This is a genomic window from Kitasatospora sp. NPDC051705 (genome assembly GCF_044453265.1).
Classification (GTDB): domain Bacteria; phylum Actinomycetota; class Actinomycetes; order Streptomycetales; family Streptomycetaceae; genus Kitasatospora.
The window spans coordinates 15,264-41,467 of the sequence record NZ_JBITCO010000022.1; the positions used below are offsets into that span (position 1 = coordinate 15,264).

The following is a 26,204-nucleotide window of genomic DNA, read 5'->3' on the forward strand; positions in this document are numbered from 1 at the left end:
GACGACAATCGAATGGTGCTATCGTCATTGGCACCATGTTGCTGAAGCTCGACACCGGCGACGCCCGCCCCCTGCACGAGCAGGTGGCGGGCGCCATCCGTCGAGCCGTCGCCGAGGGCGAGTGCGCCCCCGGGGACAGGCTGCCACCCGCCCGGGACCTGTCCCGGGCGCTCGGGGTGAACACCAACACCGTCCTGCGCGGGCTGCGCACGCTGCGGGACGAGGGCGTGCTGGAGTTCCGGCGGGGCCGCGGCATCACCGTCGCGGCGGACGCCGACACCCGCTCCGAACTGGTCGAGCGGGTCCGCCGGCTGGTCGCCGACGCGGCCCGGGCGGGCTACAGCGGCAACGATCTCGTGGACATGATCAGGGGGATGTCGTGACGGACGGGGAACCGATACCCGAGGAGCGCGGGGCACCGCACCGGGGCGCGGTCTGGGGAGCGGCGGCCTGGTCGGCCGGCGTGCTGGTGCTGCTGGTCGCCCTGCCGTGGGCGGCCCGGCACCGGCTGCCCGACCCGCTCGCCACCCACTGGGGCGGCCACGACCCGGACGGCTCGATGACGGCGACCGGGGCCGCACTGTTCCCGGCCGGGACATGGCTGGTGCTGGTGCTGGCCACCGCCGCCCTGCACCGCTTCGGGCGCCGGGCGGCCACCGGCCGGGCGCGCGGCGCCACCGGGGCCGCGCTGGCCGCCGGCGGCGTGCTGCTGACGGGGGCCCAGGCCTCCATCGTGCACGCCAACCTTGACCACGCCCGCTGGCAGGACGCCGATCCGGTCGGCACCGCGGTGGCGGCGGTCGTCGCGGCGAGCGCGCTCGCCGGCCTGCTCACCTGGCTGGCCGCCCGTCCGCGCGGCGCCACCCCGGCCGGGCCGCGCCCGACGCCCGGGGCCCCGGTGATGGCCGTCCCACCGGGCGAGCAGGTGGTCTGGCTCTCCCGGGTCGTCAACCCGTGGCTGCAGCTGACGGCCGCCGTGCTGGGCGTCTGCGCGATGGGCGGGCTGCTCGCGCCGGCCAGCGGGCTGATCGCGCTCAACTGGTCGCTGGTCGTCCCCTTCGCCTCCACCTCGGTGATCGTCCTCGCCTGCTCCTCGGTCCGGGCCCGGGTGACCGCCCGCGGGCTGCACCTCGGCTTCGGCCCGTTCGGCTGGCCCGCCCGGCGCTGGTCCCCCGCCGACCTCGAGTCGGCCCGCGCCGAGCAGCGCGGCCCCGCCCAGGCCGGCGGCTGGGGCTACCGGATCAACGGCCTGGGCACCACCGTGATGCTGCGGCGCGGGACGTGCCTGGTCGTCCGCAACCGGCGCGGCGCCGAGTTCGCGGTCAGCCTCGACGACGCCGAGCGCGGCGCGGCCCTGCTCAACTCCCTGATCGCCCGGTCCGACCGGACGGCCGTGACGCACGGAGACGATCACCGATGACCGATTCCCACGCCGACCTCGGCGCCCTCGCCGCCCTCACCGAGCTCACCGAGCTCACCGTCGCCGTGGACTACGGCCGCGCCCACACCACCTTCCTGGTGCACGCGGACGGCTCCCGCGAGCCGGTGGCCCGGATGCACAAGGACGCGGCCTACGACCACAGCGCCGCCTACCGGGTGTTCGGCGGGCCCCGGCTCGACCAGCTGCTCGGCCACGTCGACAACTTCTCCGCGGCCGCCGCCGACCGTTCCCCGATCGGCCGGGTCGACCACCGCTCCCGGTCCTGGCGGCCCGACCTGTGGACCTTCGAACAGCACGGCCTGGCCGCCCTGGAGGGCGAGCCGGTCGGCCTCGCCAACCGGGCCCGCCGCAGCCTGCCGCTGCTCGACCGCGGCGTGGTCGACACCGCCCTGGCCTTCCGGGTGCACTACCGCTCCGCGGAGTCGGCGGGCTTCGAACTCACCCGCCACGCGGGCGTCCGGGCCACCTACGGCGTCCGGATCCACGACCCGCGGATCTCCCGCCTCCTCGTGCTGGCCTGCGTCGCCCACTTCAACACCTACAGCACCGCCGACCCCCGCAAGGCCGTGGTGGACCTCACCGCCAACCCGCTCAAGGCCTGACGGAGCGCCACACCGCGGGGCCGGGCAGCCGGAAACCGCCCGGCCCCGCGGTGTGGCGCGGGGTAGTTGAGCGGGTACACCAGGTGACAGCGGCTCTCGGAAGCAAGGAGGCGGCCGTGACCCATGACTGGCGTGCGGAGAGAACCCTTCGACAGGACTCGCTCGACACCCGGAACGGCAGGGGCATCCAGGACGAACGGACGGTCGGCTCGCTGCGCCTCGGCGTCGGCCTGATCGGCGTGCTGTTGCCACCGGCCCTGCCCGCGGGCAACTGGCTGTTCGCCGAACTGACGGGGCGCAGCACGGCCGGCTTCTGGCCGGTGTCGATGAGCGGCTCGTACTACACCAGCACCCGCAACCTCTTCGTCGGCGGCCTGTGCGCACTCGGGGTGTTCCTGATCTGCTACCGCTTCGACCGGCGGGACGACCGCTGGAGCACCGCGGCCGGCGTGTTCGCCCTCGGGGTCGCGCTGTGCCCCACCACCCCGGACCACCCGACCGCCTTCCAGACCACGGTCGGCGTGCTGCACCTCGTCTTCGCGGGGCTGCTGTTCGCCATGTTGGCGATGTTCTGCCTCTTCTCCTTCCGCAACCCCCGCTCCAGCCAGGCGTCCTGGGTCGGTGCGGGCTACCTGGCGGCCGGGGTGGTGATCCCGGTCGCGCTGCTGTGCTCCGTCCTCGCGGCGGTGACGGGCTTCGGCGACGACTGGTCCGTCCGGCCGGTCTACCTGTGCGAGTGGCTCGCGACCTGGGCCTTCGGTGCCGCCTGGATCGGCGCGGCGCTCGAACTCGCCTCGGCGGGCGGCGCGTTCACCCGCGCGACGGCGCTGCCCCGGCAGTCCTCCGCCGCGGCGGACGGCGCGGAGCCCCAACCCCGGTAGGCCGGTAGGCCGGTAGGCCGGCGGCCCGGGGGTGTCACGAGCCGGCCCCGTGCCCCCGGCCGTCGGGCGTCCCCTGAGCCGACGGCCGAGGGATCGTCATCTCGTCATACCGGAGCACCGTTACCATGCGCACCATGGTCCGCCACCGCGGCGGCCGGTGACGGAGCACCAGTCAACGGGAGGACGAGCATGTCGAACGAGGTCCGGGCGCAGCGCGGCGCGCAGCAGGAATACCCGTCGGTGGACCTGCGGATGGACGTCCCGCACTCGGCCCGGGTCTACGACTACCTCATCGGCGGCAAGACCAACTTCGAGGCGGACCGGGTGGCCGCGCACGCCTCGGTGGAGGCCTGGCCGGCCCTGCCGGTCTCCATGCGCACCACCCGCGACTTCATGCAGCGGGCGGTGCGCCGGCTCGCCGAGGAGCACGGCATCCGCCAGTTCCTCGACATCGGCACCGGCATCCCCACCTCCCCCAACGTGCACGAGATCGCCCAGGCCGTCGCCCCGGACGCGCGGGTCGCGTACGTCGACAACGACCCGATCGTGCTCACCCACGCGAGGGCCCTGATGTCCAGCACCGCGGAGGGCCGCACCTGCTACGTGGACGCCGACTTCCGCGACCCGGCGTCGATCCTCGACGACCCGCGGCTGCGCGAGGTCCTCGACCTGTCCCGGCCGGTGGCGCTCTCGCTGGTCGCCATCGTGCACTGCGTGCTGGACGCCGACGACCCGCAGGGCATCGTGCGCCGCTTCATGGACGCCCTGGCCCCCGGCAGCATGCTGGTGCTGACCGTCTTCACCGGCGACACCGACCCGGTCGGCGTGGGCGGCGTCGGCCGGGAGTACAACGCGCGCGGCATTCCGCTGCAGATCCGCGACAAGGCCGAGACGGAGGCCTTCTTCGACGGCTACGAGCTGCTCGAACCCGGGGTCGCCCTGGTCCACCGCTGGCACCCGGACCCGGACGCCGAGCCCGTCCGCGACCAGGACATCGCGATGTACGCGGGCGTGGCGGTCAAGCGCTGAGCCCCCGGGCCGCCGTCACCCCGGGACGGACACCAGGCCCGCCTCGTAGGCGAGGATGACCAGCTGCACCCGGTCGCGGGCGTCCAGCTTGGCCAGCAGCCGGCTCATGTAGGTCTTCACCGTGGCCGTGCTGAGGACCAGTTCGGCGGCGATCTCCGGGTTGGACAGGCCCCGGCCGACCAGGGTGAGGATCTCCCGCTCCCGGCCGGTGATCGCCTCCAGCCGCCGGGCCGCCACGGCCGACACGCCCGCCACGCCCGCCGCAGCCGGACCGGAGGCGCCGGCTGCCGCGGCGGGATCCGGGGCCCGGCTCGCGAAGGAGGAGATCAGCCGGCGGGTGACGCTCGGCGCGATCAGGGCGTCCCCGGCGGCCACCACCCGGACGGCTGCGAGGATGTCGTCCAGCGCCATGTCCTTCACCAGGAAGCCGGACGCCCCGGCGCGCAGCGCCCCGTACACGTGGTCGTCGTCGTCGAAGGTGGTCAGCACCAGCACCCGGCCGGGCCCGCCGCCGGCCGTCACCCGGCGGGTGGCCTCGATGCCGTCCATGCCGGGCATCCGCAGGTCCATCACGACCACGTCCGGGCGCAGTTCGGCGGCCAGCCGGACGGCCTCCGCGCCGGTGCCGGCCTCGCCGACCACCTCGACGTCGGCGGTCTCCGCGATGACCATCTCCAGCGCGGCCCGCACCAGCGGCTGGTCGTCGACCAGCAGGACCCGGATCATCCGTCCACCCCCACCGGGATCGGCAGCCGTGCGGCGACCCGGAAGCCGCCCCCGGAGAGCGGGCCGGCGGTGAACTCGCCGTGCAGCAGGGCGACCCGCTCACGCAGCCCGGCCAGACCGAAGCCGGCACCCCGGTCGGCGCCGCCGCCCCGGCCCCGGCCCCGGTCGGTGATCTCCACGGACACCTCGCCCGCCGTCCTGCGGTCGACGGAGACCACGCAGTCGCGGACGTCCGCGTGCCGCAGCACGTTGGTCACCGACTCCTGGATGATCCGGTAGGCCGAGAGGTCGATCTCCGGCGGCAGCGGCCCCTGCTCACCCCGGCGCCGGACCTCCACCCGGACACCGGCCGCGGTGGTCGCCCCGGCCAGCCGGTCGAGGTCGGCCAGGCCCTGCGGCAGCACGTCCGGGGCTCCGCCGTCCGCCTGCCGCAGGGCGACGAGCATCCGGCGCAGCCCGGCCAAGGTCTCCCGGCCGGCGGCCTCGATCTCGCCCAGCGCCTGCCGGGCCCGCTCCGGCCGGCTGTCGATGACCCGGCGGGCGGCGCCCGCCTGCAGGGCGACGATGCCGATGGTGTGCGCGACGGTGTCGTGCATCTCGCGGGCGATCCGCAGCCGCTCGGCGGTGACCGCCTCGGCGGCCGCCCGGGCGCTCAACGCCCGGGCGTGTTCCCGGCCCTGCCGCAGCGAGCGGCCGACGAGCCAGGCCAGTAGGGCGAGCAGGGCGGCGCCGTCCGCGGAGCCGAGGTGGGTCCCGGTGAAGATGCCCACGGTGGCGCCGTTCACCAGGCCGATGTGCAGCACCAGGAAGGCCGCCACCAGCGCGAACGCGGCGCGGGAGCTGCGGCGCGGCCGGGTCGCGGTGATCACGCCGAGCGCCGTGTAGACGGCCAGCAGTGCGGCCGGGGGCACCTGGGTGTTCGCGGCCCAGCCGTCGGTCTCGGTGTAGGCGGCGACGAGCAGCAGCGCGACCGAGAGCACCGGCAGCCGGCGCACCAGCGCGGCGCCGGTGAAGGCCACCGCGGTGTCGGCCAGGGTGAAGGCCAGCCCGCCGTGCGCGGCGGCGCCGCCGTGGTAGCGGGCGGAGCCGCCGAGCAGGACGGCCGGGTAGGCCGCGGCCACGCACCAGGCGAGCCCGACCCAGGCCTCGGGCGGGATGCGCCGGAGCAGCGGCGGAGCGGGTGAAGGGAGCATCCGAAGATCGTATCGACGAGCTGAGGAGCCGTCATCGGACCGTGGTCGTAAGGCCTGGGAGGACACCCGCCGCCGCCCGGTGTCCTCCCAGGACGGATGCGGCGGCCCGGCCCGCCCGGGCACCGTGGACCCCATGATCGAAGTCACCGGGTTGACCAAGCGCTACGGCGCCACCACCGCCGTCGACCGCCTCTCCTTCACCGTCCGCCCCGGCCGCGTCACCGGCTTCCTCGGCCCGAACGGAGCCGGCAAGTCCACCACCCTGCGGATGGTGCTCGGCCTCCAGGAACCCACCGGCGGCACCGCCACCGTCGGGGGGCGCCCCTTCCGCTCCCGGCCGCGCGGACTGCGCCACGTCGGCGCGCTGCTCGACGCGGGCGACGTTCACGGCGGGCGCACCGGCCGCGCCCACCTGCGGGCGCTGGCCCGCGGCAACGCCGTCCCGTTCGACCGGGTCGAGCGGGTGCTCGCCGAGGTCGGGCTCGGCACGGCCGCCGGGCGCCGGATCGGCGGGTACTCGCTCGGCATGCGACAACGGCTCGGCATCGCCGCCGCCCTGCTCGGCGACCCGCCGGTGCTGCTCTTCGACGAACCGCTCAACGGCCTGGACCCGGAGGGCGTGCGCTGGGTCCGCGGCCTGTTCCGGCGGCTGGCCGCCGAGGGGCGGACGGTCTTCGTCTCCAGCCACATGATGGCCGAGATGGAGCACACCGCCGACCACCTGGTCGTGATCGGCCGCGGCCGGCTGATCGCCGACGAGGGCCTCGGCGAGTTCGCGGCCCGGGCCGGCCGGGCCGGCGTCACCGTCCGGACGGCCGAACCCGGCCGGCTGGCCGCCGTGTTGCGGGCCGCGGGCGCCACCGCCCTCCCGGGCCAGGGCGGTTCGCTCGCCGTGACCGGCCTGGACGCCGGCCGGATCGGCGAACTCGCGCTGGCCGCGGGCCTCCCGCTGCAGGGCCTGACCGCCCGGACCGCCTCCCTGGAGGAGGCGTTCATGGAACTGACCGCCGACAGCCTCGACCACCCCTCCGGAGGGACCTGATGACCGCCCCCGCCCGCGCCGCGTCCGTCCCGGGTGACGCCGCCGAGCCGCGCGCCCGCTTCCGCGACCTGCTCGCCGCGGAGTGGATCACCTTCTGGTCGCTGCGCTCGACACCGGCGGTGCTGCTCCTCGGCGCCGCGGTGATCGTCGCCACCGCCGTCCGGAACGCCCGCGACACCCTCGACCACTACGTCCCCGGCACCGGCCGGCCGGACACCATGCGACAGGTCGCGCTCGACAGCTCGTTCAGCATGGTCGGCGCCGACGTGGTGCTGCTCGTGGCGGGCGGCCTCGGCGCCCTCGTCCTGGCCGGCGAGTACGCCAGCGGACGGATCCGCACCAGTCTGGCCGCCGTCCCCGACCGGTGCGCCCTGCTGCTCGCCAAGGCCCTGGTGCTCACCGGCGTCCTGTTCGCCTGGGCCGCCGCCGCCGTCGGCACCGCCTTCGGCGTCGACCAGGCGTTGCTGTCCGACCGGGGCATCGGCCTGTCGGTCGCCGACCCGGGCGCCCTGCGCTTCCTCGCCGCGGCGGTGCTGCTCGCAATGGTCTGCGCCCTCGTCGGGCTGGCCGTCGGCGTGCTCGTCCGGCACAGCGCCGCGAGCGTGGTCGGCACGATCCTGGTGCTCTTCTTCCTGCCCTCCCTCTTCACCGACACCTACCGGTGGACGGCCGACGTCTCGCACGCCCTGCCGTTCACCGCCTGGCGCCGGCTGGCCACCCTCAGCCTGGCCCACGCGAGGCCCTCCGACCACCCGGCCACCGTGGCCGGCTCCTGGACCGCCCTCGCGCTCTGGGCGCTCGCCTCGCTGCTGCTCGCCGTCCTCGTCATCCGGCGCCGCGACCACTGAGCGGGACCCGCCCTACGGGGTGTCACCGGCCGCGACGTCCGCCACCGCCACCACCAGGGCCACCAGCACCAGGCCCGCCGCCACCGCCACGCCCAGTTGGAAGGCCAGCGCCCAGTCCGGGTGCCGGCCGCGGGCGTGGGCGAAGAACACCGAGCCGACGATCGCGATGCCGACCGCCGAACCCACCCGCTGGGCGGTCTGCAGCACCCCGCCCGCGCTGCCCGCCCGGGCCACCGGCACCCGCTGGAGGGTCAGCGTCTGGTTCGGCGCGATCACCAGCCCGCTGCCCGCCCCCGCCACCAGCAGCGGCAGCGCCGTCGCCCAGCCCGTCGCCGCCCCCGACCAGAGCCGCACCGCCCCCGCCGAGGCCACCAGACCGCACAGCACCAGCAGCAGCCCGGCCACCACCAGCCGCCGCCCCAGCCGGGCGACCAGCCGCCCGCCCACCGCCGCCGCACCGGCCGAGCCGAGCGCGAACGGGGTGATCGCCAGACCGGCCGACAGCGCCGAGTAGTGCAGGCCCGCCTGCAGGTACAGCGTGAAGATGAAGAAGATGGCGGTGAACCCGGCGAAGTACACCAGCGACAGCGCCACGCCCGCCGCGTACGGGCGCACCGCGAACAGCGCCATGTTGACCAGCGGCTCCCGCCGCCGCGCGTAGTACCGCTCCCAGCCGACGAAGGCGCCGAGCAGCGCGGCCGCCAGCGGCAGCAGCAGCCAGCGCGCCGCGCTGTGCCACTGCTGCTCCTGGACGAACGGCAGCAGCAGCGCCACCGTGCCGGCACCGAGCAGCAGCACCCCGACCGGGTCGAAGTCGCGGTGCCCGGCCCGCTCGGCGGCCGGCGCGGGCGGCGGGAGCAGCCGGCGGGCGAGCGGCAGGGCCGCCGCCCCGATCGGCAGGTTCACCAGGAACACCCAGCGCCAGCCGTCCTGAGGCCCGAACAGGTGGATCAGCAGGCCGCCCAGCAGCGGGCCGACGGCGGTGGACAGGCCGATGGTCGCGCCGAGCGCGCCGAAGGCCCGGCCGCGCTCGGCCCCCTGGAACAGCGTCTGGATGAAGCCGGAGACCTGCGGGACGAGCACCCCGCCGGCCGCGCCCTGGAACAACCTGGCCAGCACCAGCCACTCCTGGCTCCGGGCCGCCCCCGCCAGGGCACTGGCCAGGGTGAACAGGGCCAGCCCGGTGAGGAAGACGGCCCGTCTGCTGCGCGCGTCCCCGAGCCGCCCGGCCGGGACCAGCACCAGGCCGAAGGCCAGCGCGTAGCCGCTCAGCACCCACTGCAGCCCGCTCTCCGACATGTGCAGCCCGGCCCGGACGGTCGGCAGCGCGACGTTGACGATGCTGACGTCCAGCAGCGTCATGAACCCGGCGACCAGGCAGACCGCGAGCGCCCGCCAGCGCCGCGCGGCGGCCGGCCCGCCGACGCCGGACGCGCCGGGCGGCGGGGGGTCCACCGCGCTGCGGGAGGGGTGGGCGGTCATGGGAGCCTCTTCCCGGTGTCCGGGGCGTCCTCGTACGGGCCCCGGTCGGCTCCGGTCGACGGACGGGCGCTGCCCGGCCATCGTCGCCCGGACCACCCCACCGCGCCACGCGGCCCGTCCCCGCTCACCCGGACGGGCGAGCCGGATCGCGGCGGCCCGCGGCCGGGCCCGAGGCTGAGGGCATGAACGCCGCGACCGAAACCCCGCCCGCCGCCCCACCGGTGCTGGACGTCCGGCAGCGGAACGTCGTCTTCGGCACCATCGTGCTGGGCATGCTGCTGGCCGCCCTCGACCAGACCATCGTCGGCACCGCGCTGCCCACCATCGTGGCCGACCTCGGCGGTGCCGCCCACATGTCCTGGGTGGTGACCTCCTACCTGCTGGCGGAGACGGTGGCGACCGTCCTGGCCGGGAAGTTCGGCGACCTGTACGGGCGCAAGCTGCTGTTCCAGGTGTCCGCGATCGTCTTCATCACCGGCTCGTTCCTGTGCGGCCTGGCGACCGACATGACGCTGCTGATCGCCTGGCGGGCGCTCCAGGGCGTCGGCGCGGGCGGCCTGATGGTCACCGCCATGGCGCTGATCGCCGACGTCATCCCGCTGCGCGAGCGCGGCAAGTACCAGGGCGCGATCGGCGCGGTGTTCGGCGTGGCCACGGTGATCGGCCCGCTGCTGGGCGGGCTGTTCACCGACCACCTGTCCTGGCGCTGGGCGTTCTACGTCAACGTGCCGATCGCCGTCGTCGTGGTGATCGCGGCTGCCCGGACCATTCCGGCGGTCCGCTCGGCGGTGCGGCCGGTCATCGACTACCTGGGCATCGCCCTGGTCTCGGTCGGCGCCAGCGCCCTGATCCTGGCGACCAGTTGGGGCGGCAACCAGTACGCCTGGGGCTCGCCGGTGATCATCGCCCTGTTCGCCGGCGGCGTCCTGGCACTCGGCCTGTTCTGCCGGGCGGAGACCCGGGCCGTCCAACCGATGCTGCCGATGCGGCTGTTCCGCAACCCGGTGTTCGCGGTCTGCTCGGTGCTCAGCTTCATCGTCGGCTTCGCCATGCTCGGCGCACTGACCTTCCTGCCGACGTTCCTGCAGTACGTCGACGGCGACTCGGCGACCGTCTCCGGCGTGCGGATGCTGCCGATGGTGATCGGCCTGCTGATCGCCTCGGTCGCCAGCGGCAACGTCGTCAGCAAGACCGGCAGGTACCGGATGTTCCCGATCGCCGGCACCCTGGTGATGGCCGTCGGCCTCTACCTGCTCTCCCGCCTGGAACCGGGCACGGGCACCGCGCTGGCCTCCTTCTACATGTTCGTCCTCGGCGTCGGCATCGGGCTGAGCATGCAGGTGCTCACCATCGCCGTGCAGAACACCGTCGACTACGCGGACCTCGGCACCGCCACCTCCGGGGTCACCTTCTTCCGCACCATCGGCAGTTCCTTCGGCACCGCCGTGTTCGGCACCATCTACGCCAACAGCCTCAGCACCGAACTGGCCAGGGGCGTGGCCGTGTCCGCTCGGCTCACCGGCGCCGACCCGGCGCTGCTGGCCCGCGCCGCGGAGAGCCCGCAGGGGCTGCACCGGCTGCCGCCCGCGCGGGCGGCGCCGATCGTCCAGGCGTACGCGGACGCCCTGCACACCGTCTTCCTGTGGACGGTTCCGGTCGCGCTGATCGGCTTCGTGGTGGCCCTGTTCCTCAAGCAGGTGCCGCTGCGCGACACCGCCCGGGCCGGCTCGACCGACCTCGGCGAGGGCTTCGCCCAGCCGAACAGCAGCGACCCCGACCCGCACCTGGAACTGGCGGTCTGCAAGATCGTCCGCGGCGTCGACCTGGACACCGTCCGCTCGATCGTCACCGACGCCGACACCCCGGTCGACCTCGCCGGCGCCTGGGCGCTGATGGAGGTCGCCGGGCACGACAAGGCGCTCGGCGAGGCCTCGCTGGGCCTGATCGCCGCCCGCAAGCGCGTGCCGCCCGAGGTGCTGGAGCCGGTCTTCGACCGGATGACCGTCGAGGGCTACCTGACGCGCGACGGCGACCGCCTCACCCACACGGAGGCCGGCACCCGCGAGGTCCGCGCCCTCGCCCGCGCCTGGTCGGACTGGCTCAACGCCCGGCTGGACGCCGACGCCGGCCGCCCCCGCAGCCCGCAGCTGCGCACCGCCGCGGACGCCGTCGCCTGGCGCCTGCTGGTCGAGGACCTCGCCAACGGGCTCCCGGCCCACGCCAAGGCCAAGGCGCGGGCGAGGGCCGGGGTGGAGTGACCGCGGGGCCCGTCCGGACGTGACCCGCCGGGTGGGCCGCGCCGGGCAGGAGCTACGCCGGGTGGCCCCCGCCGGGCGGGAGCTACGCCGCCTCGAGCCGCTTCGCCAGCACCAGCTCGCGGCGCAGCCCGTCGTCGAGGAGGTCACCGGGTTCGTCGGTGTCGGCGAAGCCGTGCCGGCGGTAGAGGGCGATCGCGGCGTCGTTGTCGGGCATCACGGCCAGCTTCAGGGTGGTGCGGCCCTGCTCGGCGGCCCAGCGGGCGATCCCGTCGATCAGCTCGCCGGCCACCCCGCGGCCGCGGGCGGCCGGGCCGACCCACATCGAGATCAGCTCGGCGGCCGCGGCGTCCCCGTCGGCGGGCACGCCGCTGGCCATCGCGACCGGGGTGCCGTCCAGGACGGCCACCAGGTCGAGGGCGCCGGGGATCTCCAGCCGGGATCGCCAGCGGGCCTCGCGGTCCCCGTCGCCCTGCCAGTCGGCGAGCACGGACCCGAAGGCGTACGGCGCCTCGGTGAGGGCGGCCAGGCGCAGCTCGCGCCAGAGCGGCCAGTCGTCGGAGGAGAGTACTCGCAGTTCAAGCATGGTGCGGACCTTGCCGCACCCCGGTCGGCGGGGCAACCGGATTACCGGGCGGCCGACTGGTCCGTCGGGGTGGCACGCCGGGAGCCGCGGAGCCCTCCACCGTTCCCGGCGCTCCCCCGCACCTTGCCCCGCCTATCGAGATTCGATAGATTCCCATCGTCATTCGATGGAGGGATGACCGTGGGAAATCTGACCGTGCGCGCGCTGCGCGCCGTGCTCCTGGTGGTGCTCGCCGGCACCGTGCTCGTACAGGCCGGGCTGGTGTGGGCGCTGGCCACCGACCCGGAGGACGGGACGCTGCCGCTGACCGCGATGCGCCTGCTGACGATCCTGGGGCTGGCGTCGGCCCAGGTCGCCCTGGTCTGCGTGTGGCGGCTCGTGGCGATGGTCCGGCGCGGGACGGTGTTCTCCCCGGCCGCCTTCCGGTACGTGGACGGCGTGATCGGCGCCATCGTGGCGGCCTCCCTCGTCTGGTTCTCGGTCACCGCCGTCAACGCGCCCGGCCAGCGCGAGGACCCGGGGGTCACCGTCATCATGGGCGGCATCGGCCTGGCCATCCTGGGCGTCGCGCTCATCGTGCTGGTGCTGCGGATGCTGCTCGCCCAGGCCGTCGCGCGCGACGTCGAGGCCACCCAGCTGCAGGCCGAGCTGGACGAGGTGATCTGATGCCGATCGCCGTCGACATCGACGTGATGCTGGCCAGGCGCAAGATGTCCGTGGGCGAGCTCGCGGACCGCGTGGGCATCACCCCCGCCAACCTCGCGGTCCTCAAGAACGGCCGGGCCAAGGCGGTGCGGTTCGCCACCCTCGCCGCGCTCTGCGAGGTGCTCGAGTGCCAGCCGGGCGACCTGCTGCGCTGGGAGGGCGAGGACGACACGGGCGACGCCACGGGCGGCACCGGCGGCGTTGCTGAAGGAACGCTGAAGACCTGAAGGCACCTTCAGCCGCCCGGCCCGGCGACCTGCCACCCTGGGGGCATGCGCGTACTGGTGGAGAACGACGGGCGGCCGGCAGGGCCCCGGGGCGGGGCCGGCTTCCGCGGGGTGGCCGCAGGTGGCTGACCGGACCCGCCCTTCCGCTCCCCGGGCGGGCCGCCGCCGCGCCACGGCCGCACTGCACCGGCTCGCCGGGCACCCCCGCGTCGCTCCCCTGGTCGCTCGCCTCGCACCGCGGTCCGTCCGCACCCGCACCACCCTCGCCGCCTGCGCCAGCGTGGCCGTCGTCATGCTCGCCGCGTCCGCCGCCGTCCTCCTGCTGCTGCGCGCCAACCTGGAGCGCACCGTCGAGACGGGCGCCCGCGAACAGGCCCAGGCCGTCGCCCGGCTCGCCGCCGACGGCCACCTCGCCACACCGCTCCCCCTCGACCACGGCACCGACTTCATCCAGGTCACCGACGCGGCGGGGAAGGTCGTCGCCGCGAGCCAGAACCTCACCGGACACCCCGCCCTCACCCCCACCACGACCGAGGACGGCCACACCAGCTACGACCTGCGCGCCCTCGGCGACGAGCACCACCAGCGCGTCACCACCCTCACCGCCGACACCCCCGCCGGCCCCGTCACCATCCGCGTCGGCGCCTCCCTGCGCACCGCCGACACCGCGGAGGACCTCACCACCGCCGCACTGGCCGGCCTCAGCGCCGTCCTGCTGGTCACCGTCGCCACCCTCACCTGGCGCGCGACCGGCCGTGCGCTGCGCCCGGTGGAGGCGATCCGCGCCGAGGTCGCCGCCATCGGCGACCGCGACCTCGACCGGCGGGTGCCCGAACCCCGCAGCGACGACGAGATCGCCCGCCTCGCCGGCACGATGAACGCCATGCTCGACCGCCTGGAGACCGCCGGCACCCGCCAGCGCCGGTTCATCGCCGACGCCTCCCACGAACTGCGCAGCCCCCTCACCGGCCTGCGCGCCCAGCTGGAGATCGCCCTCACCCACCCCGACGCCCAGGTGCGCACCGGTCTCGTCGCCGGAGCCCTGGAGGACACCGAACGCCTCCAGTCCCTCGCCACCGACCTGCTGCTCCTCGCCCGCCTCGACGCCACCGGCAGCGACCGCCCGCACGAACAGGTCGACCTCACCGAACTCGTCCGCGCCACCGTGGCGGGCCGCGGCCCGCAGCCCCACCCCGTCGACCTGCACGCCCAGGAGGGGATCACCGTCACCGGCAACCCGCTGTGGCTCGGACGGCTGCTGACCAACCTCCTCGACAACGCCCAGCGCCACGCCCGCCGGCACGTCACCGTCCGGCTGTCCGGGGACGACACCGGCGGGCAGGCCGTCCTCGACGTGGCCAACGACGGCACCCCGATCGATCCGGCCGACCGGGAGCGGATCTTCGAACGGTTCACCCGCCTCGACGAGGCCCGCAGCCGCGACGACGGCGGCAGCGGTCTGGGCCTGTCCATCGCCCGTGACATCGCCACCATCCACGGCGGCACCCTCACCGTCCAGGACGCGCCGGACGGCACCACCTTCCGCGCCCGTCTGCCGGTCACCCGGGGCTGAGCCCCGCTCCCCCGGCCCGGCACGGCCCCGAGCCGGTCAGCCGCCGTCAGCCGGTCAGCCGCCGTCGGACGCCAGGCGGTAGCCGGCGCCGCGGACGGTCTGCACCGCGGCCCGGCCGAAGGGCGCGTCGATCTTGCGGCGGAGGGCGCTGACGTGGACCTCGACGGTGTTGGGGTCACTGTCGAGGGCGGTGTCCCACACCGCGTCCAGGATCTCCCGCTTCGACACGACCTCACCGGCCCGGCGGGCGAGGTGGTCCAGCACGGCGAACTCGCGCGGCGTCAGCGCGACGGCGGCACCGCCCCGGGAGCAGGTGCGGGCGGCGGAGTCGACGACGAGGTCGCCCAGGACGGTGCGCCGGGGCGCCCGGCTGCCGATCCGGCGGGCGAGCGCCCGGAGCCGTGCGGTGAGGACGACGAAGGAGAAGGGCTTGGACAGGTAGTCGTCGGCACCGGTGTCGAGCGCCTCGGCCTCGTCCCACTCGCCGTCCTTGGCGGTGAGCATCAGGATGCCGACGTCGCTGCCGGCGGCCCGCAGCCGTGAGCAGACCCGGTAGCCGTTGAGGCCGGGCAGCATGATGTCGAGGACGATCACGTCGTAGGCGTGGTCCATGGCCCTGGCCAGGCCGGACAGCCCGTCGTGGGCCACGTCCACGGTGAACCCCTCCGCGGTCAGTCCGAGCTGGACCGTCTGGGCCAGCCGGCGTTCGTCCTCCACCACCAGTACGCGCATACCCACCAGGGTGGCAGGTCCCCCGACCGGAAGCTGAAGGCGTCTTCAGGTCTTCAGCCGATCTTCAGCAACACCCGGACATGCTGGCGGTACCGCCCGGGAAAGGCCCCGGGCCCGTCGAGGATCGGCGGCCGACCCCCTCGTCTCGTCGGCGCGGCCCGCGCCGCGCATCATGGAAGGAGCGCCGTCCTCGTGGGCGCCACGACTACCCCCCAGCGGACCCACCGACGCCAGGACCTCTCCGCAGGGCCCACCTGGAGCAAGGTCCCGCAGGTCACCGCCGTGTTCTGGGCCGTCAAGATCCTCACCACCGGCATGGGCGAGACCACCTCCGACTACCTGGCCCGCGTCCTGGGCCCGGTGCCGGCGGTCGGCTCGGCGGCGCTGCTGCTGGCCGCCGCGCTGTTCGCACAGGCCCGCACCCGCCGCTACGTCCCCGTCGTGTACTGGGCCGCGGTCGTCATGGTGAGCGTCTTCGGGACCATGGCCGCCGACGTCGCGCACGTCGCCCTGGGCGTGCCGTACGCCGTCTCCACGGTGGCGTTCGCCGGCGCCCTCGCCCTGGTGTTCGCCCTGTGGCGCCGCACCGAGGGCACGCTCGCGGTGGAGACCGTCGCCGGCGGCCGGCGCGAGGTCTTCTACTGGTGCGCGGTGATGGCCACGTTCGCGCTCGGCACCGCCGTCGGTGACCTGACCGCCGCCACCCTGGGCTGGGGCTACCTGCCCTCCGGGCTGCTGTTCGCCGCACTGATCGCCGTGCCGGCGCTCGCGCACCGGCTGTCCGGCCTCTCGCCGGTGCTCACGTTCTGGTGGGCCTACGTGCTCACCCGCCCGCTGGGCGCCTGCTTCGCCGACTGGGCCGGGGTCAGCCGGGAGCGCGGCGGCCTGGACCTGGGCACCGGGCCGGTGAGCCTGGCCCTCGCCGCCGTCATCGTGGTGGCCGTGGCGTGGCTGGCGACCACCGAGCGGCGCACCCCCCGGGCCCTGGCCTGACGCGACCACGGCCCTCCGGCCGTAGCCGACCGAACCCGCTCCCCGAGGAGGGAAGCAGATCATGGTGAACCTGTCGTCGGGCCTGCTGGCCGTCAACCCGCTGGCCGTCAACCCGCTGGACGCCGGATCGCTGCTCGGCGCGTTCGGCGCGCTGGGGATCGCCGTGGTGCTGTTCGCGGAGACCGGCCTGCTGGTCGGCTTCTTCCTGCCGGGCGACTCGCTGCTCTTCACGGCGGGCCTGCTCTGCACCACGAGCGCCCACGGCGGACCGCACCTGGACCTCGCCCAGGTGCTCGCCGCCGCCGCGGTCGGTGCCCTGACCGGGGCCCAGGTCGGCTACCTGCTGGGGCGCCGCGGCGGCCGGACGCTGCTCACCCGCTCCCGCAACAAGCGCCTGCACGACGGGGCGGCGCGGGCCGAGGAGATCCTGCAGCGCTACGGGCACGCCAAAGCCGTCGTCCTGGCCCGCTTCGTCCCGGTGGTGCGCACCGTCCTCAACCCGCTGGCGGGCGCGCTCGGCGTCGACGCCCGGACCTTCACCCTCTGGCAGGTCGTCGGCGGCCTGGTCTGGACGTTCGGCCTGGTCCTCGCCGGCTACGCGCTCGGCTCCTCCGTGCCGAACGTCGACCACTACCTGCTGCCGGTGGTCGCCGCGGTGGTCGTGGTGTCGCTGCTGCCGCTCGGGCTGGAGCTGATGCGCTCGCGCCGGAAGGCGGGCACCCGGTGACGGCCCGCCCCGGCGTGCGGGGGCCGCTGCGCCAGGAGGCCGCCTCATGAGCCGGCCGAGCCCGCGCCGCGCCCGCACCACCGCCGCGGTGGCGGCCGGTCTGTTCGTCGTGCTCGCCGTCGGGCTGGCGACCCGTGGGTGGGCCCCGTTCGGGTTCGAGACCTGGGCGCTCGCCCGCAGCGCCGCCCACCGACCGGCCGCGACCCGGGAGGCGGCCGTCGCGGTGACGTGGTTCGGCACCGGCGTCGCCCCGTACGTCATGGCGCTCGCGGCCGGTGCCGTGCTCCTCGGCGCGGTGCCCCGGCCGAGGGAGCGGCGGCGCGCCGTCGCGCTGGCACTGGCGCCGCTGCTGTGGCTGGCCCTCGGGCAGCTGGTGCGCCAGGGCCTGATGCACGGCTTCGGCCGCCCCCGCCCGCCCGCCGGCTACCGGGCGGTCTCCGCGTCGGGCTTCTCCTTCCCCTCGGGGCACACGTTCACCTCGGCGGTGTGCGCCGGGCTGCTCGCGCTGGCGGTCGCCCGGGCCCGGCCCGGCCTGGCGCGGTGGGCGGTGGCCTGCGCGGCGGTGTTCGCGGCCGCGATCGGCCTCAGCCGCGTCTACCTGGGCGTCCACTGGCCCCTCGACGTGCTCGGCGGCTGGCTCCTCGCCGCGGCCTGGCTGGCCGGCGGCGCCCTCCTCCTCGACCGCGTCCTGCGGTGGACCCGCGCTCCGCGCCCGCCGTCCGGCGGTGACCGGGCGCCCGGGAGTACCGCCCCGTAGGGTCAGCTGAGGCACACCTGAGTCACACAGGCGGTCCCCATGACCGTCACACCGGCGGCGGGCGGGCTCCGGTCGCCGGCCGCGGCCGGCCCCGGCGGACCTCGTCCCCGGCGAACGAGGACGTCGAGGCCACCGGGACTGACGGGGCGGACGGCTGACGCGACCGGCCGGGCGGACCAGTCCACCGCGGTCGCACGCACTCGCAGGCCCCCGATCAGCCGCACCGACAACACATCGGGTCAGCCCGCCAGCGGCGGGTTCAGCCGGGCGAAGGCCTCCTGACGGTGGTACGGGAAGTACGGGTAGGGCGCGGTGCGGTCGCTCGCGGCGTCCAGTCGGGCGGCCTGCTCCTCGGTCAGCGCCCAGCCGACCGCGCCGAGGTTCTGCCGCAGCTGCTCCTCGTTGCGGGCACCGATGATGACGGAGGAGACGGTCGGACGGCGCAGCAGCCAGTTGATCGCGACCTGCGGGATGCTGCGGCCGGTCTCCTGGGCGACCTCGTCGAGCGCGTCGACCACCCGGTACAGCAGCTCGTCCTCGACCGGCGGGCCGTAGTCGGCGGTGTCGTGCAGGCGGCTGCCGGCCGGCAGGGGCCGGCCGCGCCGGATCCGGCCGGTGAGGCGGCCCCAGCCCAGCGGGCTCCAGACCAGGGCGCCGACGCCCTCCTCGCGGGCCAGCGGCATCAGTTCCCACTCGTAGTCGCGGCCGACCAGGGAGTAGTAGACCTGGTGGGCCGCGTAGCGGGGGCGGCCGTGGCGGTCGGCGGCGGCCAGGGACTTCATCAGCTGCCAGCCGGAGAAGTTGGAGACGCCGGTGTAGCGGATCTTGCCGGCCCGGACCAGGTCCTCCAGGGTGGCCAGCACCTCCTCGACCGGGGTGCCGGCGTCGTAGGCGTGCAGCTGGAAGAGGTCCAGGTAGTCGGTGTCGAGGCGGCGCAGCGCGGCGTCGACGGCCCTGGTGAGGCGGACCCTGGAGGTGCCGGCGTCGTTCGGCCCGTCGCCCAGCGGCAGGCCGGCCTTGGTGGAGATGAGCACCTGGTCGCGGCGGCCGCGGACGGCGCGGCCGAGGACCTCCTCGGAGGCGCCGTCGGAGTAGACGTCGGCGGTGTCGAAGAGGGTGACGCCGGCGTCGACGGCGATGTCGAGCAGGCGCCGGGCCTCCTGGACGTCGGTGGTGCCCCAGGCGCCGAACAGCGGCCCGCGGCCGCCGAAGGTGCCGGTGCCGAGGCTGAGCGCGGGGACCTTGAGGCCGGAGTTGCCGAGCCTGCGGTACTCCATCGCGGTGCCGGTGGCGGAGGTCATGACGGTTCTCCCCTCGAAAGCCCTTAACGGGACTCCCATGCCGTTAGGATGGTTCGACCCTAGCAGGCCAACCCGAACTAATGGAACAGGAATCCCGTTAATGGCCGTCGAGAACCACGACTCCCCCACCCCCGGGACGGTCCGCCCCGGCGGCCGCACCGCCCGGGTCCGCGCCGCCGTCCTGCGGGCCGCCGAGGACGCCCTGGTCGAACGCGGCTTCGGCGGCCTCGACCTCGGCGACGTCGCCCAGCGGGCCGAGGTCGGCCGCACCACCGTCTACCGCCGCTGGGGCACCACCAGCGCCCTGGTCGCCGACCTGCTGGCCGACATGGCCGAGCAGTCGCTGCCGCGCTCCCGCAGCGGCTCCCTCGCCGAGGACCTCCGGGCCAACGCCCGGCTCGTCCAGCGCACCCTGGCCGACCCCCGGCAGGGCGCCCTGTTCCGGGCGGTGATCGTCGCCGCGGCCTGCGACGCGGAGGCCGCCGAGGCGCTCCGGCTGTTCTACCGACGCCGGGTCGAGGAGTGGGCGCCGTGCGTCACCGAGGCCGTCGAACGCGGCGAACTCCCCACGGACACCGACGAGTCCGAGGTGATCCGGGCCGTCTCCGCACCGCTCTACTACCGGATGCTGACCACCGCCGACGCGCTCGACGAGCGCGCCGCCGACCGCGCCGCGGCCGCCGCCGAGGCCGCCGCCCGGGCCGGCGCCCACCGGCGCCAGGACGCCTGAGCACCAGCGCCGGAGCAGCGCCGTCGGAGAAGGCTCCCCCCGGGACGCCGACGGCCGCACGGCGCGGGTGCGCCGTGCGGCCGTCGGGAGTGGGCCCCGGACCGGACCGGGCCGGTCTAGAAGAACCCCTCGTCATCCTCGTAGTAGTTGTTCACGACCACCTCCGGGCCGTCGTCGCTCAACGCCTCGTTGAGGAGCACGCCGCCGACCAGGCCCGCCGCGCCCGCACCGATCATCGCGCCCGTCCCGAACCGCCGCCCGCCCTGGGCCGGTTGCCCCTGGGCCTGAGCGGGCACCTGCGGGTAGCCCTGCTGGACCGGCTGCGGGTAGCCGGCCTGCGGCGGGGTGTAGAACGGCGGCACGGTGGTCTGCACCCGCTGGGCGCAGGCAGCGCAGGCCTCGACCGGGCGCGGCACGCCCCACTGCGGCGACCACGACACCACCGCGGAACCGGGGCCGTGCGAGGGATCGAAGAAACAGGTCACGGGGAGACTCCCTGCGGTCGACTGGGTCACGGGGGCGAGCGGCGCGGCGGCGGGCAGCGCGGGCGGCGCCGGCGGTGGCGGGGGGACGGTCGGCACGGAGGCCGCCGGAGCGGGGGCGGCCGGCGCTGCGGGAGCGGGCTGCAGGACGTCCACGCCGAAGTCCGCGGCGATGCCGGCGAGGCCCGCCGCGTACCCCTGCCCGACGGCCCGGAACTTCCAGTCCGCACCGTTGCGGTAGAGCTCCCCGAACACCATCGCGGTCTCGCTGCCGGCCTCGGGCGCGACCTCGTACCTGGCCAGCTCGGCGCCGCCGTCCGGGTCGGCGATCCGCACGTACGCGCCGCGGACCTGACCGAAGCTCTGCCGCCGCTGCGCCGCGTCGTAGATCGCGACGGCGACGACGATCCGCTCGACCCCGGCGTCGACGTCCGCGAGCCGGACCTCGATCCGCTCCCGGTCGCCACCCGTGCCGTCGCCGGTGCCGCCCTGGTGGCGGACCGCGCCGTCCGGGCTCTGCAGGTTGTTGAAGAAGACGAAGTGCCGGTCGGAGACGACCTTCCCGGAGGGGCCGCAGAGCAGGGCGCTGGCGTCCAGGTCGTACCCGGCGCCGGCCGTCCAGCCGAGGCCGATCCGTACGGTCCGCAGCCCGGGGGCCTGCTTCCCCAGGGAGACGTTGCCGCCCTTCGTCAGGGCCACACTCATGGGACTTCCTCCACAACCGTCCGATCTACCGCTGTTCTTCCGTTCGACTACGACAACGCTGTAGAACTCGCGGCGGTTCCCGCCCGTCCGCGGCGGTTCCCACCCGTCCGCGGCCCTTCGCGGACCCCTCCGGCGGCGCCCGGAACCCCGCCGGAGGCGCCCTGGCGGGCCGTCGACCCCCCACCTATTGTCGGTGGCATGACATCTCTCCGTCGCGCCACCACCCTGGCCGCCACCCTCGTCGGCACGCTCGCCGCCCTGCTGGCCCCCGCCACCGCCCGGGCCGACCAGGCCGGCTGCCCGACCGTCACCACGGCCCCCGTGGACACCGAACAGGCCCGACTGCGGGACCCGCGGACCGCGGCCTTCACCGAGCGCTCCGGCCTGGACTCCTTCGTCCACCGCTTCCCCGCCGCACTGTGCACCGCCGGGGACGCCGAGCAGGCCGAACAGCTGGTCGACGCCTGGGGCCAGGCCCTGTGGCAGGCCGGGGTGGACCGCTCCCAGGGCCGGCGGGCGCACGGCGAACTGCCCGCCCGCGACGACCGCCCGCTGTACTGGACCAGGCTCGCCATGACCGTCCAACTCGCCCAGTGGCAGCCCGGGTTCGAGATCGACCGGGCCGGACTCCGGGCCCGCTTCGAGGACGCCTCCCGGGGCCTCGACGACGGCTTCAGCGGTCGGCCCGGCGTCCGGCGGATCTTCGTCAGCGGCTTCGACCCGTTCGGCCTGGACACCGAGCCGCGCCGCGCCAACCCCTCCGGCGCGGCCGTCCTGGAACTGCACGGCCGGCGGATCACCCTCGCCGACGGCAGCACCGCCGAGATCCGCGCCGTCGTCCTCCCGGTCCGCTACGGCGACTTCGACGAAGGCATCGTCGAGCGCGCCTTCGGCCCCCACCTGACACCCGGCCGACAGGCCGCCGACCTGATCACCAGCATCAGCCAGGGCTACCCGGGCCTCTTCACCCTGGAGGCCTGGGCCGGGCGCGCCCGCTCCGCCGACCCCGCCACCGACAACACCGGCACCCTGTCCGGCGGCACCCGCGAACACCCGGCCACCGCCCCGGGGCTCGGCGACGGGCCCGAGTTCATCCGCACCACCCTGCCGACCGACACCATGACGGCCGCCCAGCAGCCCTACCCCGTCCTCCTCAACACCTCCGTCACCGAGATCCCCGAGGGCGGTGCCTCACCCGTCGACCGCGAGGACGGACCGACCCCCGGCTCCCGCGCGGTCGCCGGAGGCGGCGGCGGGTACCTCTCCAACGAGGTCGCCTACCGCTCCAACCGGCTGCGTCTGGACCTCGCCCCCGACCTGCCCGGCGGCCACCTCCACACCCCCGTGCTCACCGGCCTGCCCGCCGACCGGGACCGCCTCACCAGCCCGGAGTTCGAGCGCAACGAAGCCGCCATCTCCGGCCAGGTCCGCGCCATCCTGCACGCCGCCCACCTCTGACCCACCCCACCCGGCCTGCCCGCCCCCACCGGGTCCGGGTCAGGCCGGGTGGGCCCAGCGGGTGCCGGCGGCGCGGGCGCGGGACTCGGCGATCTCGGCGTACGCGGCGGAGCGGTCCGCCCAGTGCGAGCCCTCCACCGACTTGCCGCGCTCCAGGTCCTTGTAGACCTGGAAGAAGTGGGTGATCTCCAGCAGGTCGAACTCCCGCAGGTCCCCGATGTCGCGCAGCTCCGCGTAGCGCGGGTCGCGGGCCGGGACGCAGAGCACCTTCTGGTCCGGCCCCCGCTCGTCGCGCATCACCCACATGCCGACGGCCCGGCAGGTCAGGACGCATCCCGGCACGGCCGGTTCGCCGCCCAGCACCAGGGCGTCCAGCGGCTCGCCGTCGCCGCCGAGGGTGCCCTCGACGTAGCCGTAGTCGGCGGGGTATCGGGTGGCGGTGAACAGGGTGCGGTCGAGGCGGATCCGGCCCGCGACGAAGTCCATCACGTACTTGTTCCGGGACCCCTGCGGGATCTCGATCATCACCTCGAACTCCACCACGGCCTCCTCCTGGCTCCTGGGGAGATTCTCCGCCGACGCCACCCGCCGGGCACCCGGTCGGCGCGCCGGATCCCGCGGATCGGCGGCCCGGCGCGCAGGTGCGGCGCCCGCTCAGCCCGCCCCGCTCAGCCGGCGGTCGGCTCCCAGGGGCCGTCCTCGGGCCGCGCCTCGTCGTCCGTCCCGGGCCACGGCGGCATGGTGACGGCGACGATCCGCAGCGGCCCGGGCGCGTCCTCGTCGGCCCGGAACTGGAACGCGGTGCCCAGCGGTATCGAGACCGCCGTGCCGGGTGCGAGCCGCACGGTCTCCTCCCGCCCGTCCTGGCGCCGCCAGAGCCGTCCGGCGCCGGCGGTGACCTGCCACAGCTCCTGCACCGTCGCGTGCGAGACCGCGCGGGTGACCTGCCCGGGGGTGAGCTCGAACTCCGCGAGGCTGCCGCCCCCGTCGAGCACCAGCAGCGGCCGGACCACGGCCCCGTCCGGGGCGGTCACCAGCGGGACGTCTCCGACGTCCGCCGTCCCGAACGGCTCACGCACCGGCTGACCGCTCATCGGCCCGGCCCCTCTCGCCTGGTGGAGCACCTCGCCCCGCACCCACCACCGATGAGACCACGGCCCCCGGAACGGGCACCACCCCGCGGCGGCCGGCGGCCGAGGCCGCGAAGGACCGTCCGATCGGGCCGGTCTCAGCCGCCCGCGGGCGTGCCGAACTCGCGCAGGGCGTCGCCGACGATCGCGTCCAGCCGGGCGTGGTGGGCGCCGCGCCAGTAGGCCTGTCCGCAGTCGACGCACTGGGCGAAGGCGTCGTAGGAGCGCTCGGTGCCGTCCCGGAGCTGCTCCAGCACAGAGGTCTTGTCGGCGTCGCGCAGCGTGCCGTTGCAGGTGGTGCAGCGGGTCCACGGGGCGAGCGGCGGCGCGAAGCGGGAGAGCACGTCGCGCAGCTGCTCGGCCGGGCGGTGGCTGTAGACGTAGGCGCCGGCCCACAGTTCGCGGCGGCGCAGCAGGCCGCGGTCGCGCGAGAGCAGGATGCGCTGCTCGGCGGCGGAGCGGGCGGCGAGCGCGGCGTCGCCGATGTCCGGGTTCTCGTAGGCGGCGTCGACACCGAGCAGCCGCAGGCGCCGGGTGAGGGTGCCGAGGTGGACGTCGAGCAGGAAGCGCGGCGGGACGGCGGAGGGCTGCGGCCTGGCGACGGCCTCCACCGTCACCTGTTCGCCGTCGGCCGGGACGTGCGCGTCCGGCACCGGGCGGCCGTCCACCAGCAGCGCGCCGACCTCGGTGAGCGGGACCCCGAGGGACTCCACGAGGTGGCCGAGCGTCGAGGTGCCGTCGGTGCGCAGCGAGGAGCGGCCGGCCCGGCGGGGCGCGGAGACGAAGAGGTGCAGCTCCGGGGCGAAGTCGAGCCAGATCTGGGGTCGGTCCACGCGGTCAGCATGCCAGCGGGCGGCGGCCGGTGGCCACCGTTTTCCGGGCCCCGCCCGGAGCGGCGTGCGGAGTAGCATCGGGCGTATCCGGAACAGCGGCGGTTGGAGCATGCGATGACCGGGGAGAAGCGGACGCGCCCGGCGGTCGACCCGTTGGCCGACCTGGCCGAGACCGCGCCCGACGACCTGTTCGCCGGGCGGGCCCACCGGGCGCGGCCGGCGCCACCGGGGGACGAGGACCGCTACGGCGGTGACGACGACCTCTACGGCTTCTCGGCGGCCGTGGCCCCGACGGCGGAGGACGGTCGGGAGGGCCCGGCGGGCGACGGGTAGTCGCGGTCGCGGTCGGCCCAGCGCACGACCGGCCCCATCGCGTGGCCGGCCGCCAGGAAGAGGACGCCCAGGACGAGCCAGCCGACCAGGCCGCCGTCCAGCAGCAGGGCGGTGAGCAGCAGCGGGCCGAGGGTGCGGGCGACGGCCACGCCGGTGCCGAAGAAGCCCTGGTACTGCCCGATCCGGTCCGGCGGGGCCAGGTCGAAGCTGATCTGCCAGGAGCCGGCCGACTGCCGCATCTCGCCGACCAGCAGCAGCACCGAGGCGGCCACCAGCAGCGCGGCGAGGCCCCACAGCGGCACGTCCAGGGCGGAGAGGCCGAAGACGGCGCAGCAGGCGAGCAGCAGCAGCCCGGAGGAGCGGACCGCGCGGGTGGCCGAGGCCAGTCCGGTGACGTCGCGCGCCGCCCGCACCTGGAAGGCCAGTACGCCCAGGGTGTTGAGGACGAACAGGGCCGAGCTGAGCCAGCCGATCCCGGGTGCGCGGTCGGCGATCCAGAGCGGCAGGATCAGGCTGAGCAGGGGCATCCGCAGCAGCAGAACGGTGTTGACCAGGGCGACGGCCGCGTAGCGGCGGTCCCGCAGGACGGCCAGGCGCGGTCCGGCGTCCGGCCGGGCGGGCGCGGGCGGGACTTCGGGCAGCCGCAGCAGGACCAGTGCGCCGGCCAGGAACCCGAGCGCGGTGACGACGAAGGCGCCGAGGAACGCCGCCCGGGTGCCGATGGTCAGCGCGACGCCGCCGATGGCCGCGCCGACGGCCAGCCCGCCGTTGAGGGTCGACTGCAGGTGGGCGAGCAGTCCGGTGCGCTCGGCGGGCGGCACCAGGCCGGCGACCAGCGCCTGCCGGGCGGCGGTGAGCCCGGACTGCGTGGTCGCGTAGACGCAGACCGCGACCAGGAACGGCCCGTAGTCGCGGATCACCAGGAAGGCGGCGACCACGACCGCGGTGGCGAGGGCGAGCGCCACCGCGGTGCGGCGCGGCCCGCGGCGGTCGGCGAGGGCGCCGAGCGGCACCCCGGCCAGGGAGCCGAGCGCCCAGGCGACGGCGAGGCCGGCGCCGAGCGCGGTCGCCGACATGCCGACGACGTGGGTGAAGTAGAGCGCGGAGCAGGTGAAGTAGGCGCCGTCGCCGACGGCGCTCGCCAACTGGGCGGCGGCGAGGGTGCGCTGGGGTCCGGCCGGCGGCAGGAGTCTGGTGGCTGGGGCGCTGCTGGTCGGCACTTCTCTCCTGGCGTGGGGCGGCGCGCGGGCCGGCGGTTCGCAACGGTTCGCCGCTCAGCCTAGGAAGGAACCGGTCCGCCCGGAAGGTCCAGTGATCAAGGAATTCCCTGGGCCACTTGGCCGGGGCGCCGCCGCACCGGCGGGCGATCGCTGAACCCCCGTGCGAGGGTGGCCGGTTGCCCGTTCCCCGCACCCCCGGGGGCGCCCCGCCCG

General features: G+C 75.6%; 28 protein-coding genes. 17 read left to right on the forward strand and 11 right to left on the reverse strand.

From position 1 onward, the window contains the following. Window positions 1-35: 35 nt before the first annotated feature. The 5 genes from ACIA8Q_RS24665 to ACIA8Q_RS24685 all read left to right on the forward strand — a co-directional run bounded on the left by ACIA8Q_RS24665 (window position 36) and on the right by ACIA8Q_RS24685 (window position 3,953). Window positions 36-383, forward strand: a complete 348-nt coding sequence (locus ACIA8Q_RS24665) for a GntR family transcriptional regulator (RefSeq protein ID WP_360209748.1) — start codon at window positions 36-38, stop codon at window positions 381-383. Beyond that, window positions 380-1,420 carry a DUF1648 domain-containing protein gene (locus ACIA8Q_RS24670; RefSeq protein WP_360209746.1) on the forward strand — a complete coding sequence of 347 codons (1,041 nt, stop codon included), beginning with the start codon at window positions 380-382 and terminating at the stop codon, window positions 1,418-1,420. Before ACIA8Q_RS24665 ends, ACIA8Q_RS24670 begins: the two co-directional genes overlap by 4 nt. Further along, on the forward strand, window positions 1,417-2,043 hold the full coding sequence (locus ACIA8Q_RS24675; RefSeq protein WP_387905569.1) for a hypothetical protein: 627 nt from the start codon (window positions 1,417-1,419) through the stop codon (window positions 2,041-2,043). The genes ACIA8Q_RS24670 and ACIA8Q_RS24675 overlap by 4 nt, the downstream gene beginning before the upstream one ends. Window positions 2,044-2,159: 116 nt before the next feature. Beyond that, window positions 2,160-2,924, forward strand: coding sequence for a hypothetical protein (locus tag ACIA8Q_RS24680; protein WP_387905566.1), 765 nt, complete (start codon window positions 2,160-2,162; stop codon window positions 2,922-2,924). Between the two features lie 189 nt (window positions 2,925-3,113). Continuing rightward, window positions 3,114-3,953 (forward strand): SAM-dependent methyltransferase, encoded by an 840-nt coding sequence (locus ACIA8Q_RS24685; protein WP_396317691.1) that lies wholly within the window; start codon window positions 3,114-3,116, stop codon window positions 3,951-3,953. A 15-nt stretch (window positions 3,954-3,968) separates the two neighbouring features. Here the strand turns inward: ACIA8Q_RS24685 and ACIA8Q_RS24690 are convergent, their stop codons facing one another. Both ACIA8Q_RS24690 and ACIA8Q_RS24695 read right to left on the reverse strand, forming a co-directional pair. Then, the gene (locus tag ACIA8Q_RS24690; RefSeq protein WP_360209738.1) at window positions 3,969-4,679 is read right to left on the reverse strand and encodes a response regulator transcription factor; all 711 of its coding nucleotides are present in this window, start codon (window positions 4,677-4,679) and stop codon (window positions 3,969-3,971) included. Continuing rightward, on the reverse strand, window positions 4,676-5,872 hold the full coding sequence (locus ACIA8Q_RS24695; RefSeq protein WP_360209736.1) for a histidine kinase: 1,197 nt from the start codon (window positions 5,870-5,872) through the stop codon (window positions 4,676-4,678). Before ACIA8Q_RS24695 ends, ACIA8Q_RS24690 begins: the two co-directional genes overlap by 4 nt. Before the next feature lie 133 nt (window positions 5,873-6,005). Between ACIA8Q_RS24695 and ACIA8Q_RS24700 the strand changes: the two genes are divergently transcribed. Together ACIA8Q_RS24700 and ACIA8Q_RS24705 are read left to right on the forward strand one after the other, a co-directional pair. Continuing rightward, on the forward strand, window positions 6,006-6,914 hold the full coding sequence (locus ACIA8Q_RS24700; protein ID WP_396317692.1) for an ABC transporter ATP-binding protein: 909 nt from the start codon (window positions 6,006-6,008) through the stop codon (window positions 6,912-6,914). Next, window positions 6,914-7,762: an ABC transporter permease gene (locus ACIA8Q_RS24705; protein WP_360209732.1), complete on the forward strand. Its 849-nt coding sequence runs from the start codon at window positions 6,914-6,916 to the stop codon at window positions 7,760-7,762. Before ACIA8Q_RS24700 ends, ACIA8Q_RS24705 begins: the two co-directional genes overlap by 1 nt. 12 nt (window positions 7,763-7,774) lie before the next feature. On the opposite strand, the gene ACIA8Q_RS24710 is transcribed toward ACIA8Q_RS24705, so the two are convergent. After that, the gene (locus ACIA8Q_RS24710; RefSeq protein ID WP_387905554.1) at window positions 7,775-9,244 is read right to left on the reverse strand and encodes an MFS transporter; all 1,470 of its coding nucleotides are present in this window, start codon (window positions 9,242-9,244) and stop codon (window positions 7,775-7,777) included. Between the two features lie 182 nt (window positions 9,245-9,426). Here ACIA8Q_RS24710 and ACIA8Q_RS24715 point away from each other — a divergent pair, with 182 nt between their 5' ends. Next, window positions 9,427-11,502: an MDR family MFS transporter gene (locus ACIA8Q_RS24715; RefSeq protein WP_396317693.1), complete on the forward strand. Its 2,076-nt coding sequence runs from the start codon at window positions 9,427-9,429 to the stop codon at window positions 11,500-11,502. An 82-nt stretch (window positions 11,503-11,584) separates the two neighbouring features. On the opposite strand, the gene ACIA8Q_RS24720 is transcribed toward ACIA8Q_RS24715, so the two are convergent. Further along, on the reverse strand, window positions 11,585-12,085 hold the full coding sequence (locus tag ACIA8Q_RS24720) for a GNAT family N-acetyltransferase (RefSeq protein WP_396317694.1): 501 nt from the start codon (window positions 12,083-12,085) through the stop codon (window positions 11,585-11,587). A gap of 180 nt (window positions 12,086-12,265) precedes the next feature. Here ACIA8Q_RS24720 and ACIA8Q_RS24725 point away from each other — a divergent pair, with 180 nt between their 5' ends. The 3 genes from ACIA8Q_RS24725 (at window position 12,266) to ACIA8Q_RS24735 (ending at window position 14,590) form a co-directional block, all read left to right on the forward strand. Continuing rightward, window positions 12,266-12,751: a DUF2975 domain-containing protein gene (locus tag ACIA8Q_RS24725; protein ID WP_387905656.1), complete on the forward strand. Its 486-nt coding sequence runs from the start codon at window positions 12,266-12,268 to the stop codon at window positions 12,749-12,751. Continuing rightward, on the forward strand, window positions 12,751-13,017 hold the full coding sequence (locus ACIA8Q_RS24730) for a helix-turn-helix transcriptional regulator (RefSeq protein WP_360209722.1): 267 nt from the start codon (window positions 12,751-12,753) through the stop codon (window positions 13,015-13,017). The genes ACIA8Q_RS24725 and ACIA8Q_RS24730 overlap by 1 nt, the downstream gene beginning before the upstream one ends. A 121-nt stretch (window positions 13,018-13,138) precedes the next feature. Then, on the forward strand, window positions 13,139-14,590 hold the full coding sequence (locus ACIA8Q_RS24735; protein ID WP_396317695.1) for a sensor histidine kinase: 1,452 nt from the start codon (window positions 13,139-13,141) through the stop codon (window positions 14,588-14,590). 54 nt (window positions 14,591-14,644) lie between these two features. On the opposite strand, the gene ACIA8Q_RS24740 is transcribed toward ACIA8Q_RS24735, so the two are convergent. Then, on the reverse strand, window positions 14,645-15,322 hold the full coding sequence (locus tag ACIA8Q_RS24740; protein WP_360209718.1) for a response regulator transcription factor: 678 nt from the start codon (window positions 15,320-15,322) through the stop codon (window positions 14,645-14,647). A gap of 192 nt (window positions 15,323-15,514) precedes the next feature. On the opposite strand from ACIA8Q_RS24740, the gene ACIA8Q_RS24745 reads away from it, so the two are divergent. The 3 genes from ACIA8Q_RS24745 (at window position 15,515) to ACIA8Q_RS24755 (ending at window position 17,799) form a co-directional block, all read left to right on the forward strand. Further along, window positions 15,515-16,315, forward strand: a complete 801-nt coding sequence (locus tag ACIA8Q_RS24745) for a hypothetical protein (protein ID WP_396317696.1) — start codon at window positions 15,515-15,517, stop codon at window positions 16,313-16,315. A gap of 61 nt (window positions 16,316-16,376) precedes the next feature. Continuing rightward, on the forward strand, window positions 16,377-17,042 hold the full coding sequence (locus ACIA8Q_RS24750) for a DedA family protein (protein WP_360209714.1): 666 nt from the start codon (window positions 16,377-16,379) through the stop codon (window positions 17,040-17,042). 46 nt (window positions 17,043-17,088) lie between these two features. Next, a complete protein-coding gene (locus ACIA8Q_RS24755) occupies window positions 17,089-17,799 on the forward strand; it encodes a phosphatase PAP2 family protein (RefSeq protein ID WP_360209712.1) in 711 nt (236 codons plus the stop codon). A 239-nt stretch (window positions 17,800-18,038) separates the two neighbouring features. Here the strand turns inward: ACIA8Q_RS24755 and ACIA8Q_RS24760 are convergent, their stop codons facing one another. Continuing rightward, window positions 18,039-19,076 (reverse strand): aldo/keto reductase, encoded by a 1,038-nt coding sequence (locus ACIA8Q_RS24760; protein WP_360209784.1) that lies wholly within the window; start codon window positions 19,074-19,076, stop codon window positions 18,039-18,041. A 124-nt stretch (window positions 19,077-19,200) separates the two neighbouring features. On the opposite strand from ACIA8Q_RS24760, the gene ACIA8Q_RS24765 reads away from it, so the two are divergent. Next, complete coding sequence (locus tag ACIA8Q_RS24765) at window positions 19,201-19,830, forward strand: TetR/AcrR family transcriptional regulator (protein WP_360209710.1); 630 nt, start codon at window positions 19,201-19,203, stop codon at window positions 19,828-19,830. Between the two features lie 116 nt (window positions 19,831-19,946). Here the strand turns inward: ACIA8Q_RS24765 and ACIA8Q_RS24770 are convergent, their stop codons facing one another. Continuing rightward, complete coding sequence (locus tag ACIA8Q_RS24770; RefSeq protein WP_396317697.1) at window positions 19,947-21,017, reverse strand: TerD family protein; 1,071 nt, start codon at window positions 21,015-21,017, stop codon at window positions 19,947-19,949. A gap of 198 nt (window positions 21,018-21,215) precedes the next feature. Here ACIA8Q_RS24770 and ACIA8Q_RS24775 point away from each other — a divergent pair, with 198 nt between their 5' ends. Continuing rightward, complete coding sequence (locus ACIA8Q_RS24775) at window positions 21,216-22,475, forward strand: pyroglutamyl peptidase (RefSeq protein ID WP_360209706.1); 1,260 nt, start codon at window positions 21,216-21,218, stop codon at window positions 22,473-22,475. Between the two features lie 39 nt (window positions 22,476-22,514). On the opposite strand, the gene ACIA8Q_RS24780 is transcribed toward ACIA8Q_RS24775, so the two are convergent. The 3 genes from ACIA8Q_RS24780 to ACIA8Q_RS24790 form a co-directional block, all read right to left on the reverse strand. Continuing rightward, window positions 22,515-23,015 (reverse strand): inorganic diphosphatase, encoded by a 501-nt coding sequence (locus tag ACIA8Q_RS24780; RefSeq protein WP_360209782.1) that lies wholly within the window; start codon window positions 23,013-23,015, stop codon window positions 22,515-22,517. Window positions 23,016-23,143: 128 nt separating this feature from the next. Then, window positions 23,144-23,569: a hypothetical protein gene (locus ACIA8Q_RS24785; protein ID WP_360209704.1), complete on the reverse strand. Its 426-nt coding sequence runs from the start codon at window positions 23,567-23,569 to the stop codon at window positions 23,144-23,146. Between the two features lie 134 nt (window positions 23,570-23,703). Beyond that, on the reverse strand, window positions 23,704-24,438 hold the full coding sequence (locus ACIA8Q_RS24790) for a Mut7-C RNAse domain-containing protein (protein WP_360209702.1): 735 nt from the start codon (window positions 24,436-24,438) through the stop codon (window positions 23,704-23,706). 114 nt (window positions 24,439-24,552) lie between these two features. On the opposite strand from ACIA8Q_RS24790, the gene ACIA8Q_RS24795 reads away from it, so the two are divergent. Next, entirely contained in the window at window positions 24,553-24,771 is a 219-nt protein-coding gene (locus tag ACIA8Q_RS24795) for a hypothetical protein (protein ID WP_360209700.1), read from the forward strand. Here ACIA8Q_RS24795 and ACIA8Q_RS24800 read toward each other — a convergent pair. Beyond that, window positions 24,702-25,991 carry an MFS transporter gene (locus ACIA8Q_RS24800; RefSeq protein ID WP_360209695.1) on the reverse strand — a complete coding sequence of 430 codons (1,290 nt, stop codon included), beginning with the start codon at window positions 25,989-25,991 and terminating at the stop codon, window positions 24,702-24,704. The two genes, ACIA8Q_RS24795 and ACIA8Q_RS24800, sit on opposite strands and share 70 nt — an antisense overlap. Between the last annotated feature and the right edge of the window lie 213 nt (window positions 25,992-26,204).